Here is a 15,368-nt window from a genome sequence, read left to right as displayed (position 1 = left end):
TCACTGATGGTGACGGTGGTCTGCGGCTGGTAGATGAGCTGCTGGCTGCGGGAGGTGATGTTTTTGTCCCGCAGGGCATTGGCGACCTGGAAGAGCTTGTCTGTGGGGGTGTAAACGACCCAGTCATCGCCTTCGTCCGCGATGTCGTCCGCACCGGCATCGAGGGCAGCCTCCATGAGCTGATCCTCGGAGGCGGCGGCTTTGTCGAGGCGGATTTCACCACGACGCAGGAACATGTAGGCCACGCTGCCGCTATCGGCAAAGGTGCCGCTGTTCTTGGAAAGGAGGACGCGGACGTCGTTGGCGCTACGGTTGCGGTTATCGGTGACGATTTCGATCATCATGGCGACGCCGCCGGGGGCGTAGGCCTCGTAGAGGACCTCTTCGAGGGCGGCGCTGGCGAGCTCGCCGGTGCCTTTTTTGATGGCGCGGTCGATGTTGTCGTTCGGGACATTGGCGGCTTTCGCAGCGGTGATGGCGCTGCGCAGGCGGGCATTGGTGTCGGGGCTGCCGCCGCCGTGCTTCGCGGCGAGAGTGATTTCTTTGGCAAGCTTGCTGAAAGCGTTGCCGCGTTTGGCGTCAACGATGGCTTTGCCACGCTTGATCTTGGACCATTTATTGTGGCCGGCCATGATTGAAGAGCGATGTCGGGTGAAAACAGCGTACGGAGCGGCCAATGACGGCGGTCATCCGTGCGGTGGTGAGGTGGAAATGTGGGTGGGGAAGCGGCCTTGCCGCGGTGTGCTCCAGGAGGAATGACGGCCATGCAACGAGTGCGTGGGCGCGTTTCATCAGCGCGAGGGCCGGGGAAACATCGGCAAACCTGCCGGGGACAACACCAAGTGTTCACCAAGTTGAGAGAACCTGGAACGGAGAGGAGTGTGCGGGATGGCGGGCGTTCTGGCAAGATGTTTTTCATGCGCCGGTTCAAGAATGCGACCGCGAGGGCGTATTGGGGAAGTGATTTCGCGCCTCATAGCCTGGTTTTGCCTGCCCGTACTGGCGACGGCTGCCGTGCCGTCGGCGGAACCGCTGTGGTCGCTGCAGCCCTTCGCGGTTCAGCCATTGCCGACGGTGAAGCAGCAGAACTGGCCGCGCTCACGCGTGGATCATTTCATCCTGGCGCGGCTGGAAAAGGAAAATCTCAGACCGAATGGTGATGCGGATGCGGCCACCTTGCTGCGGCGTGTGTACTTTGATTTGATCGGCCTGCCGCCGTCGCTGGAGGAGATCGAGGGTTTTGAAATGTCGAAGTTCGCCGCCGTGGTGGACAAGTTGCTCGCTTCACCCGAGTTCGGTGCCCGCTGGGGCCGCCACTGGCTGGATGTGGCACGCTATGCGGAGACCAGCGGCAATACGCGCAACATGGCCTATGTGCTGGCTTGGCGTTACCGGAACTACGTCGTACGTGCGTTGAATCGTGACACGCCGTTCGATGAATTCATCCGCGAGCAGATCGCGGGCGATCTGCTGCCGCCCGCAAACGATCAGGTGCGGCGGGATGATCAGCTTCTTGCCACCGGCTTCCTTAATGTCGGCGTGAAATCGCTCGGCGAGCAGGACAAGGATCTCTACGACATGAACGTGGCCGATGACCAGATCGACGCGACCTGCCATGCCTTCCTGGCCCTCAGCGCGAACTGCGCGCGCTGCCACGATCACAAGTTTGATCCCATCCCCACCGCTGACTACCACGCGCTCGCCGGCATCTTCCGCAGCACGCAGAACCTCTCCGGCGTGCAAACGAACAACGTGCTCAAGGAGGGGGAGGCGATGCCACTGGGCAAAGACGGCATGCAGCGCCTTACGGCGGTGAAGCAGCACGAAAAGGACATCGCCGACATGCAGAAGGACTATGTGGAAGTGGCGAAAAAACGCAGCACGGTGCGCGAAGAACTGATCAAGGCCGGCATTGATCCCACCAAGAAACCCGGAGCGATGACGAAGGAGATGGCGGAAAAAATGGCCGTGCTCGGAGCGCTCGAACAAGACGTGACGACGTGGCAGAAAAAGCTCGCCGAGAAGCAAAAGAGCGCGCCGCCGCCGCCACCGCTCGGCATGTCCGTGCGCGATGGCGAAACGCCCATGGATTGCCCGGTCTATGACAAGGGAGAGGTCAAGAAGCCTCTCGCGCCGGTAAAACGCGGCGTGTTGTCGGCCATTCCGGTCAAATTGGCCGCGATTGGGCCGAAGGAGAGCGGACGCAGGCAACTCGCCGACTGGATTGCGAGTCCGCAGAATCCGCTGACGGCCCGCGTGATCGTGAATCGCGTCTGGTTGCATGTGTTTGGCCGCGGTTTGGTCGAATCGCCCGATGATTTCGGCAAAAATGGCGTGAAGCCGTCGCATCCCGAACTGCTTGATGATCTGGCGGCGCGATTCGTGAAGAACGGCTGGTCGATCAAGAGTCTGATTCGCGAGTTGGTGATGTCTCGGAGCTACCAGATGAGTTCGGAAATTAGTGCTCAGTTCTCAGTGCTCAGTTCTCAGAAAACTGAGCACTCGGCACTGAGCACTGAGCACTTAAACCGTCGTCAGGTGATTGACCCCTCAAACATCCTGCTCTGGCGAGCGAATCGGAAGCGCCTCGAAGCTGAACCGCTGCGTGATGCGATTCTCTGTCTCGGCGGCACGCTCGATCTCACACCGCGTGAAGGATCACCGATTGCCGACAAGGCGCAGGCGATCACGCCGCAGGGGCGCGAGGTGGGGCGAAAGCATTTCCTCAACGATCTCAAGGACGACACCACGCATCGCAGCATCTACCTGCCCATCGTGCGCGGCGCGCAGTTGCCGATGATGCAATGCTTCAACGCCGCCGATCCCGGCCTCGTCATCGGCAGCCGCTCCGCCAGCATCACGCCCATGCAGTCGCTGCTGCTGATGAACAGCGATCAAGTCATGACGCAGGCGCAAAACTTCTCGAAACGAGTCGTTGGGATGACGCTCGAAGCCCGAATCGTGCATGTTTGGAAGATGGCCTGCTGCCGTCAGCCGACGAATCAGGAGGTCGAAGCCTTGCGCGGCTTCATCACTGCTGCGGGTGACACTGACGAAGGTTGGACTCAACTCTGCCATGCGGTGATGCAAAGCGGGGAGTTTCAGACGGTGTATTGAGGAGGGAACCTCACTCAACCACACGCAGCGGCACAACACTCTGTCCCGGCCCGTCCCAGGTCACGCGATCATAAATCTCCGCGAGGCTGAGTTCGATGTCGAGGCATGGGATGCGCAGCACGGCGTCGAGTCCGGCGGCATCGCTAACCTGCCAGCCCTGACCGGGGATGTGTTGCAAGATCTCAACGAAGGGCATGTTCTGTGAAACGAGCACATACGCCTGCAGTGATGCGATGCGGCGGTAGTGTGCGGCCTTCGCACCACGGTCATACGCCTCGGTGGAGTCAGACAGCACTTCAAAAATAGCCGTGGGATTCGTCGCGGTCTCCGCTTGGTTGTCCTCGGGGTCGTACTCCATCGGTCCGCAGTACACGGCGGCATCCGGGTAGGTGCGCAGGCCGGTGTCCTTCACGCGGAGGCGTTGGTCGCTGTCATAAGGAGTGCATGGGCGCCCTTTGAGGCGGTTGCGCAACTCGCCAAGAAGGTTCGTCTTGATCAGGCTGTGGCGTGAAGTGCCGCCCGCCATGGCGATGATCTCACCGTGAACGAATTCGCTCTTGCGTGGCGCGGCGCGCTCCAGGCGGTAGTACTCCTCGGCGGTGTGTTTGATGGCGAGCGCTTGTCCCATGCACCGAGTATGCCACAGGCATGACCGGCCTGCCAAGCGGCTTCATATTCGGAGCAACGCAAAAAGTGACGGGCGAGACACGTTCTTCAAGCGGTCATGCACACCGCGCTCAATCGCCGCCAACTACTCAGCGCCTCCAGCGCAGGGTTTGGCATGCTGGCACTCAAGGGGTTGTTCGCCAGCAATGCGCAGGCGGCGCTGGTGAATCCGCTGGTCCCGACGAAGACGCATTTCCCGGCGCGGGCGAAGCGGGTGATCTTTTTGTTCATGCAGGGCGGGCCGTCGCAGGTGGACACGTTTGATTTCAAGCCCGCGCTGACGAAGCAGCATGGCAAGCCGGTGGTGAAGGATAGCCCGACGGTGTTTTATCAGTCGCCGTGGGCGTTCAAGCCGCGCGGGCAGAGCGGGATGCTCGTCTCCGATCTGCTGCCGAACATCGCGCGGCAAGCGGATGATCTGTGCGTGATCAATTCGATGCACACGGACCACAATGCGCATCCGCAGGCGATTTTGCAGATGAACACGGGCAGTTTTGCCTTCACGCGGCCGAGTGTGGGTGCGTGGTGTGTTTACGGGCTGGGGTCGGAGAATCAAAATCTGCCGGGCTTTGTGACGATCAATCCATCCTTCTCCGGCGGCGGGCCTGTGAAGTTTGGCAGTGCGTTTTTGCCGTCCGTGTGCGCGGGCACGCAGATCGGGCAGGACAGCGGCAATGGTGCGAGCCCGATTGCACCCGCGACATCACTCAAAGACATCCAACTGCCGTTCATGAAGAATGCGCGGATGGATGTGACAGCGCAACGGCGGCAGCTTGATCTGGTGCAGTCGTTGAACCGGCAAAAACTGGCGCAGGATGGCAGCAATGAGGCGCTGGAAGGTTTGATCACGTCGGCGGAGCTGGCTTTCAACATGCAGCGCGAGATGCCGGAGGTGATGAACCTCAACCAGGAGAGTGTAGCGACGCAGGAGATGTATGGCATCGGCGATGGGAAGCCGACCGATCAGATCGGACGCGCATGTTTGATGGCGCGACGGTTTGCGGAGGCGGGTGTGCGTTTCATCCAGGTGAATCACGAGTTCTGGGATGATCACAGCGACATTTTCAAAGGTCATCCGCAGCATGCGCTCGAAACGGATCAGCCGGTGGCGGCGCTGCTCACGGATTTGAAGCAGCGCGGCCTGTTGGAAGACACGCTGGTGCTCTGGGGTGGTGAATTTGGCCGTCCGCCGCTGCTAAACAAAAACAACGGCCGCGATCACAACAACGTGGGCTTCACGATGTGGATGGCCGGCGGTGGTGCCAAGCCGGGCATCCGCTACGGCAGCACGGATGAAACGGGTGCGAAGGCGGAGCAGGACAAGGTGCATCTGCACGATCTGCATGCGACGATGCTGCACTTGCTCGGTCTCAATCACGAAAAGCTCACCTATCGCTACGCGGGGCGCGATTTCCGCCTCACCGATGTGTTTGGCGAGGTAAAGCGAGGTTTGATCGCTTAACGCGATTTTTTCTTCGTGCTCTTGGCTGCTGGTTTGTCGGCTGAGGCGGGCTTTTCCTCGATTTTGTCGTCGAATTTTATCACTTTGGGCGGTGTGGGCGCCGGACCGTTCCAGAGGAAGTGTTCGAGACGAATTTTGGTCGCACGTTCGCGTGCTTCCACGGCACGATCACCGGGGCGCTGGGCGATTTGTTCCGCGAGACGTGCCGCAGGCTCCCATTGACGAGCCGCTTCGAGGAGGTCGATGCCGAAGAAGCCTGCTTTGGAAAACCACACGTAGTCCGCCGGACTCGCGGGCGGTGTCATGTCGGCGGCACGCAGCACGTTGTAGCAGGCTTCGAGCGCCTCGGTGTCGCGTTTCGCGTCATGATGTGCGGAGGCGAGCGTGAAGCCGGCGCGGGCCTTCCACATGAATGGCAGGGCATTGTCAGAGAGAAAAGCATCGAGCAAATCTGCGGCGGCATCCAGGCGCACCGGCTCGGTTTTGCCGAGCAGCAGCAGCACTTCCGCTTTTTCGCAGACGGTCATGCGGCGCTGTTCGGGATCGAGCGATTTCATGGCCAGCACCTTGTCCAAGGCTGTGAGAGCGGGGACGTGGTTGCCTTGCAGGCGTTCGGACAAAGCCTGCTGCCGACGTGCGGCCACCGCGAGCGGGCCATTTTTTTGCGCGAGTTCCTCCCAGATCGCGAGTGCGCGGGTGCGGCCTTCCATACTCATCACTGAGGAGGCGGACATGGCGGCGAAGTAGAGTGCCGTCTCCGCATGCGGCGTGTCGGGGTAATCGCGGGCGATGATCTCGAACTCGGTGCGGGCATTGGCAAAGTCTTCGAGCCGGAAATACGCACTGGCGATTTTCATGCGCACTTCAGTCAGCAGCGGGCTCTGCGGCCAAATTTTGAGGAACACCGCGCCGTCAGTGACGAGGGTCTTCAAATCTCCCGCTGCATCGCGCAGCCAGAGCCGTGTGTAGTCGATGCGTTGACGTTGCGCTGGAGTGAGTTCGGCGGCGGTGGCGCTGTCGAGGGTCGTCTGGGCATCCTGAATGCGTGGTGGCACCGCCATGAGCATCCATTCGGTCAAAGCGATGCAGGCGTCGGCGTAGCGCGGATGTTTTGGATAGGCACGGATGAATGCGCGCAGTCCCAGTTCCGCCTCGGGTTTGCGTCCTGCGGCCAAGAACAGGGCTTTTTCGAGTTCCAGCGTGGCGGCGGAGTCGTTGCTTTCTTTGCCAACAGCGGCGGCGTTCGACACGATCTCGAGCTGGCCGAGCAGGCTGGTGTAGAGCGTGAAATCACTAGCGAGGATGGCTGCGACTGCCGCATTGAACAGCGCACGGCGGCGTTCCGTGAGCGTGGTGGCGATGTTGGCGGCGTTTTGAAACAGTTGCAGCGCCTGGCGGTGATCTCCCCGGCGGAACAAAATGCTGCCGGCGGCGAAATCGACTGTTGCAGAGGCATTGTTGAATTGTTTGCGCCACGCCTCGGCGAGCGCGAGCACGCGGGCATCGATTTTGTGCTCCGCATAGATTTCCATCGCCAGACGCATCGCATCGCTGAGGCGCGGATGGCCGGGATGAAGCTGGAGCAGTGCTTCAAGCAGACTGACGGCTTCGTCATCGCGTTTTTCGGTGGCCAGCCACTTCGCGGTCAGGTAGATCGCGTGGCCGCGAAAATCAGCGGCGGCGGCAGCGAGAACTGGAGACGGATCAGGCTGCTGCTGCGCTGCGTTGCCCGAGGAAATCCAGCGCAGCACGGCTTCTGGCAGAGTGCGTGGCTCCTTGAGGCTCTGGTGCGCACGATCGAGCAGATCGAATGCTTCCAGCCACAAGCGGCTGTCGGCGGTGGCATCGAGAAATTTAAGCAGATGATCCTGCGCCTTGGCGGTCTGATTTTGCCGCAGCCAGGCTTCGGCTTCGAGCAGAATGGCGGCCTGATGCAGACGTTCACCGCCGGTGGTGGCGGCCAGGACGGCTTTCAGCACGTTCTGGGCGGGAATGATCTGCCCGCTTTGTAGTAGGGCACGAGCACGCAGGTAGTTGCTGGCGGCATCATCGGCTCCGGCGGGAAGCACTGCTGCCGTCTTGCCTTCGTTGATGTCGATCTCGTTGTGCAGCAGTTGCGCATGCGTGCGCAGGGATTCGTCGGTGGCTGTCAGCAGCGGTGTGGTTTCGGCATGGGCGGCGGCGTTTTCACCGAGCGCGGCCAGAATCTGCGCCAGCAGCAGCCGGGTGCGGGCCTGGCGGGGTGCCTGTTCATCCTCCGTCAGTATTTTCCGTGCGCCGAGCAGGTCGCCGTTCAAAACCAGCGCTTCTCCGCGCCAGAACGTTTCGTCGTCGAGATCATAAGCCTCCGCCAATGCCAGCACACGTCCGCCTGCCTCGGCACGCGTCCAGGCTTCAGCGGCAAAGGTGGCGAGCTGGCGGGTCTCGACGCGCGTCCAGCCTTTCTGCTTGAGCAGGCGCTCTGCTTTCACGCCAGCGACACCAGGCAGCCCGTCGGCCAGCGCCTGCCGGGCGGAGACATAATCAGCCGCGTCTTCCAGACCTGCGGCGCAGAGCGCTGCGGGGATCAGGAGGGCGGAGACAATGAAACGAAAGCGTGGCTTGGGCATGCGGGGCGGAGCCTATCGCAGCCTTCCAGCAGAATCCAGAAGCAGATGCTTCAATGCGGGAGGGTCATGCCTGATTTGAAGGCCGTGAAACCAAATGCCAGCATGCCAATGACACCAATGATGACAAAGCAGAGCATCACAATGATGAGGATGCCGTTAAATTTCCAATAGCGGCGTTGTTCGGTCAGGGCGGCATCGAGATCGGCCGTGGATCGTGACGCCATCAGTTTGTCAATGCTGCTGGCATATTTCCCGAGTTTGAGGGCCGGATAGATCACCACAAAGGAAAGCACGCCATAATACAGGGCCGTTCCGACCAGTATTCCGGCACTGAAGGCGGTGTTGCCACTCGACTTCATCACGCCGGAGGCGGAGATGAACAGCATGATGCAGGTGGCCAGGATCATCAGGGCACTCATGATCCACATCAGCACCGACAAGAACCGCACCCACGGCTTTGTGCCGGCGAGTTGGGCGATCGTTCCGGGTGAAACGGCATCTGCACCTGCGCCGCTGGCGGCACCGTAGAGGTTGGCGGAGGGGGAGGAGTAGGGATTGGCTTCCATAACGGGATGAGTGAGTATTGAATCGACCGCCGGGCATTTTATCCGGCATTAACGCAGGCTACGAAAAAAAATCGGTGGTTGTCAAAGGCAAATGCCACCGCTTCAATGCTCATCAATGGCGGCAGCACGAGCGGACACCTTGCAATCAGTCGAACTCGCGGACGGCGTGGAGATCCAGCTCCGCGTGGCAGGCCCGGCGGTGCGCAGCATGGCCTACACGATGGATCTGCTGCTACGCATCGTCATTTACATCGTCGTGGGGCTGGCGGCCGTGTTTCTCCTGATGAGTGCCATTGGTGCCGAGCTGACCGGCGGCCTGATGATGATCTTCGTGTTTTTGATGGAGTGGTTTTACAATGTGTTCTTCGAGGCTGGGCCGCGTGGTGCCACGCCGGGGCAGCGGCGCATGGGACTGCGGGTGATGAGCGTGACCGGCGGCCCGGTATCGCTGGCGCAGGCGGTCATGCGCAATTTTTTGCGCGTGGTCGATTTCATGCCCGCCTTCTACCTTGCCGGCATCGTGTGCATGCTCTTCACGAAACGTTTTCAGCGTTTGGGCGATCTGGTGGCCGACACGGTCGTCACTTATGCCGATCCACCGCCAGCCAGCACGCCGAATGTCGAGGTGCGTGCGCAACGTCGTGCGCCGTCGCAGGTGCTCACGCGTGAGGAGCAGGCGGCGCTGTTGCAGTTCATGGAACGCGCCCCGCTGTGGGCAGATGAACGCCGCATCGAGCTGGCCACGCTGGCGGAGCCGCTGACACAGGCGCCGGGGATGGAAGGATTGCGCAATCTTTGCGGCATGGCGCTGTGGCTGCAGGAGCCGGAAGACAAACGCGGCACGCCGCCACCGCTGAAAGGAGCGCCATTGTTCCGCTCATGACTCCCGCCCAGTTTGAAAAACAGATCGAACCCCGCTGGCAGAAGCTGGAGCAACTGCTGACCGAAGCGGAAAAGTCGCAGCCCACCGTGAATGTGGACGAACTGCCCGCGACGTTCCGCCAAGTCTGCCATGATCTCAGCGTGGCGCAGCATCGCATGAGCCCGCAGCGGCTCACGCAGCGGCTCAATGCACTGGCGATTCGCGGCTATCGTGTGCTGGAGCGCCGCAGCACGGGTGGCTGGGAGTCGTTTGTGCGGCTGCTACTGGTGGAGTTCCCGCAAGGCGTGCGCACGGAAGCAAAACTGTTCTGGTGGTGTACGGCCTTGTTCTATGTGCCTGCCGTCGTGATGGCTGCATTCACCCCTTCCCATCCCGAGTGGTCGATGGCGCTGCTCGGGCCGGACGGCATGGCGCAGATCGAAGGCATGTATGGCGAGGACAGCTCGCCTGGTGAGTTCATGCGCGACAAGTTCGGCTCCAACTTCGCGATGTTCTGCTTTTACATCTGGAACAACGTCAGCATCAATTTCAAAACCTTCGCCGGGGGCATGCTCGGCGGTGTGGGTTCGCTCGCGGCACTGCTGTTCAACTCACTCTTCCTCGGTGCCGTGGCGGGCTATGTTCACTACTCGGGCAATCCGCAGACGCTGTACTCTTTTGTGGCCGGTCACTCCGCACCCGAGCTGACGGGCCTCGTGATCTCGGCGATGGCGGGCATGCGGCTGGGCCTGTCCGTGCTGCGTCCAGGAAGACTCGAGCGTCATGCAGCGCTTGTGCTCGCAGGGCGCAAAGCGCTGCCGCTGCTCATCGGCGCGGCCACATTGACCTGCATCGCGGCGGTGATCGAAGGCTTCTGGTCCGCGCAAAATTTTGCACCTGTGATCAAGTACACGTTTGGCGCGATCAACTGGCTGCTGCTGGCGGCGTTCCTGTTTTTCAGCGGAAGGGGGCAGGCGCATGCGGCTTGAGGACATGACCGTCACATTACGCCCGCGTCAGCCATGGGAAGCCGCTGATCTCGGCTGTGCGATGGTGCGGCGTGATTTTGGCCGGCTCCTCGGTTTGTGGGCGAGCACGGTGCTGCCGCTGTGGGTCGTGGTCTGCTGGATCTTCCGTGACATGCCGGTGTGGATTCCGCTCGTCGTGTGGTGGTTGAAGCCGCTGTATGATCGCGTGCCGTTGTTTTTCCTCAGCCGTGCCGCGTTTGGCGTGCGTCCCGGCTTTGCTGAAACGTGGCGGGCCTGGCCCCGGCTGATGTTCACGAATTTTCTGCCCGCATTGCTGTGGCGGCGGCTGTCGTTCATTCGCAGCTTCGCGCTGCCAGCGCAGTTGCTGGAAGGGCTGCGCGGTGCGGCGGCAAATCAGCGTGTCAAAACCCTCGCGATGGAAGGCGGCGGCTCCGGCGCATCGCTGACGTTTGCGTTTTCCACCATCGAGTTGTTCCTCTGGCTCGGCTTGATGCTGGGAACGTATGACTTGCTGCCTGAAGCGGCCACGCCCGACTGGTTTGGCATCTTCCAGGCCTTCGATTTTGAAAACACCATTCCCGCCGGCTTCCTCTGGTGGGGTGCGGGCTGTCACATGGTCATCGTCACGTTGATTGAGCCGTTTTATGTCGGTGCCGGCTTCGCTTTGTATCTGAACAGCCGCACACAACTCGAAGGCTGGGATGTGGAGCTGGCCTTCCGCCGCATGGCCACGCGACTGACTGCTGCTGCGGCACTCGTGATCGCCATGCTGTTTGTTTTTGGCATGCAGCCATCGGTGCAGGCCGCTGCGGGTGATGATGCTGCCAAAGTCGTGACTGAGGTGCTCAAAGATCCTGAATTCGAGATTCACAAGGTCAAGACCCAGCGTTGGAAGCCGGACTTCCCCGAAAACAAAGAGGATGATAGCGAGAGCCCGTATCTCACCACTGTTGGCAGCATCACCCAATGGCTGTTCTGGCTGCTCGTGGCCGGACTTGTGACGTGGCTGGTTGTTTATCTGGTGAAGAACCGCCATATCTTCATCTCGCGTGGCGTCAGCAAAACGAAGGTGCAGGTGCCGAACGTGCTCATGGGCATGAACATCACGCGAGAGAGCCTGCCTGATGACATTGTCGCCGCCGCACGCGCCGCCTGGGCTGCGGGCGATGTCAAAGAAGCGCTCAGCCTGCTTTATCGCGGCTCGTTGTCATGGCTGGTCACGCGTCGTCGTGTTCCCATCACCGACAGCGACACCGAGGAAGATTGCCTCATGCATGTCGTTGGCGCCGGACAGCAAGTGGAGGCCGCCTACTTCCGCCAGCTCACCGGAGCCTGGGTGCAGGTCGCGTATGCGGTGTTGCCGGTTTCCAACGCAGAGATGAACGCGCTCTGCGATCAATGGCCCTTCGTGGAGAAAGGAGGCGCGGCATGAAGCTCAGCCTTCGCATTGTCATGGTGCTGCTCACCTCGCTAGCGCTTTGCGGCTGCGACGGGCACTGGGAGGATTATGAAAAGACGCTCGGCTATCGTGGTAAGGCGCGGGTAAATCCGTTTCTCGCCGCCGAGCTGCTGCTCAAGGAACTCGGCCACAACGCGCACGGTGCAAAATCGCTCACCAAGCTGCCATCGCACGACAGCGTCATCCTCATCTCCGGTGAAAACGGCCTGCCCGATGGTCGTGCGAAGCAACTGCTGCGCTGGACCTTCAGCGGCGGCCATCTCATCTACTGCCTCGATGGTGCGCGGGCCTACAATGACTTCGACACGCAGTTCGGCACGTTCATTTCCTCGTTGCTGTTGGAGGAGGAAAAAGACCCGATTCTGGATCAACTTGGTGTCAGCGCGGCGAAACGTCTGCCCAAAGAAGAACTGGCGGAATTCGCCAAGGACATGCTGAACAAGTCTGCTCCAGACGGTGATAAAAAAGCTGAGCCGAAGAAGAAAAAGACCGATGACGAAGAAGACGATGATTCCTGGCTCGAATCGGTGCAGGAAGTGAAGTGGAACAGCAAAACCTATCAGCTCAGCCTCGGCGGCTACCAGCATTTGATCCTCAAGCGCTCATTGCGTGCCGGTGAATTCGCCGCCGGACCGAAGGATGAAGCGCTGGCGCTGCATTTGCAGCACGGCATGGGCAAGATCACGTTGCTGGCGCATGCGCGGCCGTTTCGCAATCGTTGGATCGGTGAACGCGATCATGCGCGTTGGTTGTCGGCACTGGTCGGCGAGCATGGCTCTAAAGAGGTGCTGTTTGTCGCCAGTTCAGCGGGCAGTTTCCTGACCTTGCTGTGGCAGCATGGCTGGATGGCGCTCGTGGCATTGGCGGTGTGCCTGATCTTCTGGCTTTGGCAGCAGATGCCGCGCTTTGGTCCGCTGGCCGAGGTCGAACTCGATTCCACGCGGCACTTCGCCAGCCACATCGGCGCGTTGGGCGAATTCTTCTGGCGCATGCGTCGTGGCGGCATGCTGGTGACTGCCGCACGCGAAGCCGTGTGGGAGCGAGTACGCGAACGTCATCGCTCGCTCGACGATGGCAGTCGCCACATGAACGATCTTCTCGCCGCCGAAATCGCCCGACGCACTGGCCTGCCTGAAAAACGCATCGCCGCCGCCTTTGATGTGATCCCACCCGAGAGCGGCCACAACTTCGTCACTCTCATGCGCGATCTCCAGGCCATCCGCCGCGCTCTTTAAATCATCCTCCACACCTCCATGAACCCGATCCCTACTGACATGCCCAGCGCTTATGCGCCACCCGCACCGCCGAAAAGCACGGCGATCTTCCAGCAGATCTATGCTGCCGTCGGGCAGGTTTTCGTCGGACAGCCGGAAGTGCTGCATCAAGTGCTCGCGGCGTTGCTGGCCGGCGGGCATGTGCTGCTCGAAGGCAAGCCGGGCCTCGGTAAAACTCATCTCGTGCTCGCGCTCTCGCACACGTTTGGTGGCAGCTTCCGCCGCATCCAGTTCACGCCTGATTTGATGCCCTCCGATGTCTGTGGCCACACGCTGTTTGACATGAGCAGCAGCACCTTCCGCGTACGGCGTGGTCCGGTGTTTGCCAATCTACTGCTGGCAGATGAAATCAACCGCGCCCCGGCCAAAACGCAGTCCGCGCTGCTCGAAGTGATGCAGGAAACGCAGGTCACGATTGATGGCGAGAGCCACAAGCTCGCGCCGCCGTTCATGACCTTCGCCACGCAGAATCCCATCGAGCAGGAAGGCACCTATCCGCTGCCCGAGGCACAGCTTGACCGCTTCCTGCTCAAGGTGCTCATCGACTACCCTGATGTGGTGAACGAAACGTGGATTGTGAAGGCCGTGTCCTCGCGTGCGTCAGGCGGCGGCCTTTCGACATCATCTGTTCCGCAAATTTGCAGCCCGGAAGACATTCTCGCGGCTCAAGAAGAAGCGGCGGCGGTGCAGGCGGTCGAGCCGGTCGTTGATTACGCCGTGAGCATCGTGCGTGCGACCCGCCAGCACAGCGCCATCTCGCTCGGTGCCGGCACGCGTGGTGCCATCAGCCTCGTGCGCGTCGCGAAGTCGTATGCATTGCTCGAAGGCCGTGGCTACATCACGCCTGCCGATGTGAAACGCGCCGTGCTGCCGGTGCTGCGTCATCGCGTGCAGCTCGCACCCGAAATCGCCATCAGCGGACAATCCGTGGATGACATGCTGACCTCATTGCTCAAGACCGTGGAGGCCCCTCGCGTCTGATTTCCATGCGTCCGACCGCCCTGCTGCTCAAACTGCTCACCGCCTGGCTCGTGCTGGCGGTGGCGGCGTGTGTGTGGGTTTCGTTCGTCATTCTATGGCAGATCACCGGCGGACTGCTGCTGTTCGTGATGCTGGTGGATGTATTCACGTTGCCGCGTCGTGGTCGCATCACGGGCAAGCGCTCTGTTCCGGGACGCTTTGCCCTTGGCGTCAAATCGCAGGTGACTGTGACCATCACGCATGCGGCGAACCGCCCGCTGGCGTTGGAGGTGTTCGACGGCATTCCTACCGCTGCGGAGGCCGAAGGACTGCCGCATCAGGTCAGCGTGCCACCGGGTGAGTTCGCGGCAATCACGTATGAAGCGCGCTTCGTGCGTCGGGGCCAACATGCGTTCACTCCGGCGCATGTACTGGCGGATTCATTGCTCGGACTGTGGCGCAATCGACATTTCGTCGCGGGCGAGAGCCAGACGAAGGCCTACCCGAACTACGAACCGGTCGTGCGCTTCGCCATGCTGGCAATGGCGAACCGCGTTGAGACCATGGGCATCGTCAAACGCCGCCGCATGGGCGCTTCGCTCGATTTCCATCAATTGCGCGACTACCAGGACGGCGATGTGCTCTCGCGCATCGACTGGAAGGCCACTTCGCGGCGCTCCACGCTCGTCAGCCGTGATTACGAAGAGACGCGCAATCAAACCATCCTTCTCGTGCCCGACTGCGGCCGCCGTATGCGTGCGCTCGATGGCGGCCTGAGTCAGTTCGACCACTGCTTGAACGCGATGCTCTTGATTGCCTTCATTGCACTGCGTCAGGGCGATGAAGTCGGCGTCGTGGGCTTCGGTGGCGTGCAACGCTGGCTGCCGCCGGTCAAAGGCGCTCACAGCATGCCGAAGATCCTCAATCATCTCTACAACTACGAGGCCAGTGGCGAACCGAGCGATTTCATCGAGGCCGCCGAACGCGTGATGACCCTGCAACGCCGCCGCGCATTGGTGATCCTGCTCACCAACCTGCGCAGCGAGGACGGCGCGACGCTTGCATCCGCCGTCAGCGCCATGCAGCGCCGCCATCTGGTTCTCGCTGCCACCTTGCGCGAGCAGGAACTCGAACAACGTGCCGAGGCTCCCATCGACCACCTCCACGATGCGCTGCAATACGGCGCGCTGACCCACTACTTCACCGAACGCCGCCACCTGCTAGAGTCTCTGCGCTCAAAGCGCGTGCTGACCGTCGATGAATCCGCCCAGATGCTGCCCGTGGCGCTGGCGAACAAGTATCTCGATGTAAAAGCCGGCGGGCTGCTATGATGCTGTGGCGGGCGGCGCTACGTGTGGCGTTATTTGCGACAACGGATGGGGTGGGGAGAATGACAGTAGCCTC

12 protein-coding genes are annotated in these 15,368 nt (G+C 61.1%); 8 read left to right on the top strand and 4 right to left on the bottom strand.

Annotated features, from left to right (window positions below; genetic code table 11):
* Window positions 1-632: YebC/PmpR family DNA-binding transcriptional regulator (locus ACKVY0_RS21685; RefSeq protein ID WP_409216942.1), on the bottom strand; the 632-nt coding region annotated here is incomplete at its 3' end.
* A 328-nt stretch (window positions 633-960) separates the two neighbouring features.
* On the opposite strand from ACKVY0_RS21685, the gene ACKVY0_RS21680 reads away from it, so the two are divergent.
* Window positions 961-3,117 carry a DUF1549 and DUF1553 domain-containing protein gene (locus ACKVY0_RS21680; protein WP_409216941.1) on the top strand — a complete coding sequence of 719 codons (2,157 nt, stop codon included), beginning with the start codon at window positions 961-963 and terminating at the stop codon, window positions 3,115-3,117.
* A gap of 10 nt (window positions 3,118-3,127) precedes the next feature.
* On the opposite strand, the gene ACKVY0_RS21675 is transcribed toward ACKVY0_RS21680, so the two are convergent.
* The gene (locus tag ACKVY0_RS21675) at window positions 3,128-3,745 is read right to left on the bottom strand and encodes a Uma2 family endonuclease (RefSeq protein ID WP_409216940.1); all 618 of its coding nucleotides are present in this window, start codon (window positions 3,743-3,745) and stop codon (window positions 3,128-3,130) included.
* A 96-nt stretch (window positions 3,746-3,841) separates the two neighbouring features.
* Between ACKVY0_RS21675 and ACKVY0_RS21670 the strand changes: the two genes are divergently transcribed.
* On the top strand, window positions 3,842-5,245 hold the full coding sequence (locus ACKVY0_RS21670; RefSeq protein WP_409216939.1) for a DUF1501 domain-containing protein: 1,404 nt from the start codon (window positions 3,842-3,844) through the stop codon (window positions 5,243-5,245).
* Here ACKVY0_RS21670 and ACKVY0_RS21665 read toward each other — a convergent pair.
* Complete coding sequence (locus ACKVY0_RS21665; protein WP_409216938.1) at window positions 5,242-7,854, bottom strand: tetratricopeptide repeat protein; 2,613 nt, start codon at window positions 7,852-7,854, stop codon at window positions 5,242-5,244. The two genes, ACKVY0_RS21670 and ACKVY0_RS21665, sit on opposite strands and share 4 nt — an antisense overlap.
* Window positions 7,855-7,904: 50 nt before the next feature.
* On the bottom strand, window positions 7,905-8,420 hold the full coding sequence (locus ACKVY0_RS21660; protein ID WP_409216937.1) for a DUF5362 family protein: 516 nt from the start codon (window positions 8,418-8,420) through the stop codon (window positions 7,905-7,907).
* A gap of 115 nt (window positions 8,421-8,535) precedes the next feature.
* On the opposite strand from ACKVY0_RS21660, the gene ACKVY0_RS21655 reads away from it, so the two are divergent.
* Genes ACKVY0_RS21655 through ACKVY0_RS21630 form a run of 6 tightly spaced genes read left to right on the top strand, consistent with a single transcriptional unit; the run spans window position 8,536 to window position 15,295 of the window.
* A complete protein-coding gene (locus ACKVY0_RS21655; RefSeq protein ID WP_409216936.1) occupies window positions 8,536-9,303 on the top strand; it encodes an RDD family protein in 768 nt (255 codons plus the stop codon).
* On the top strand, window positions 9,300-10,271 hold the full coding sequence (locus tag ACKVY0_RS21650) for a stage II sporulation protein M (RefSeq protein WP_409216935.1): 972 nt from the start codon (window positions 9,300-9,302) through the stop codon (window positions 10,269-10,271). Before ACKVY0_RS21655 ends, ACKVY0_RS21650 begins: the two co-directional genes overlap by 4 nt.
* A gap of 4 nt (window positions 10,272-10,275) precedes the next feature.
* Complete coding sequence (locus ACKVY0_RS21645; protein WP_409216934.1) at window positions 10,276-11,703, top strand: DUF4129 domain-containing protein; 1,428 nt, start codon at window positions 10,276-10,278, stop codon at window positions 11,701-11,703.
* Window positions 11,700-12,965, top strand: coding sequence for a DUF4350 domain-containing protein (locus ACKVY0_RS21640; RefSeq protein ID WP_409216933.1), 1,266 nt, complete (start codon window positions 11,700-11,702; stop codon window positions 12,963-12,965). The genes ACKVY0_RS21645 and ACKVY0_RS21640 overlap by 4 nt, the downstream gene beginning before the upstream one ends.
* A gap of 18 nt (window positions 12,966-12,983) precedes the next feature.
* Window positions 12,984-13,985 (top strand): AAA family ATPase, encoded by a 1,002-nt coding sequence (locus tag ACKVY0_RS21635; RefSeq protein WP_409216932.1) that lies wholly within the window; start codon window positions 12,984-12,986, stop codon window positions 13,983-13,985.
* Window positions 13,986-13,990: 5 nt separating this feature from the next.
* Complete coding sequence (locus tag ACKVY0_RS21630; protein WP_409216931.1) at window positions 13,991-15,295, top strand: DUF58 domain-containing protein; 1,305 nt, start codon at window positions 13,991-13,993, stop codon at window positions 15,293-15,295.
* The last annotated feature ends 73 nt before the right edge of the window (window positions 15,296-15,368 follow it).

It is taken from the genome of Prosthecobacter sp. (assembly GCF_046154365.1).
Lineage (GTDB): Bacteria > Verrucomicrobiota > Verrucomicrobiia > Verrucomicrobiales > Verrucomicrobiaceae > Prosthecobacter.
This window is presented reverse-complemented; position numbering and strand designations above follow the sequence as displayed.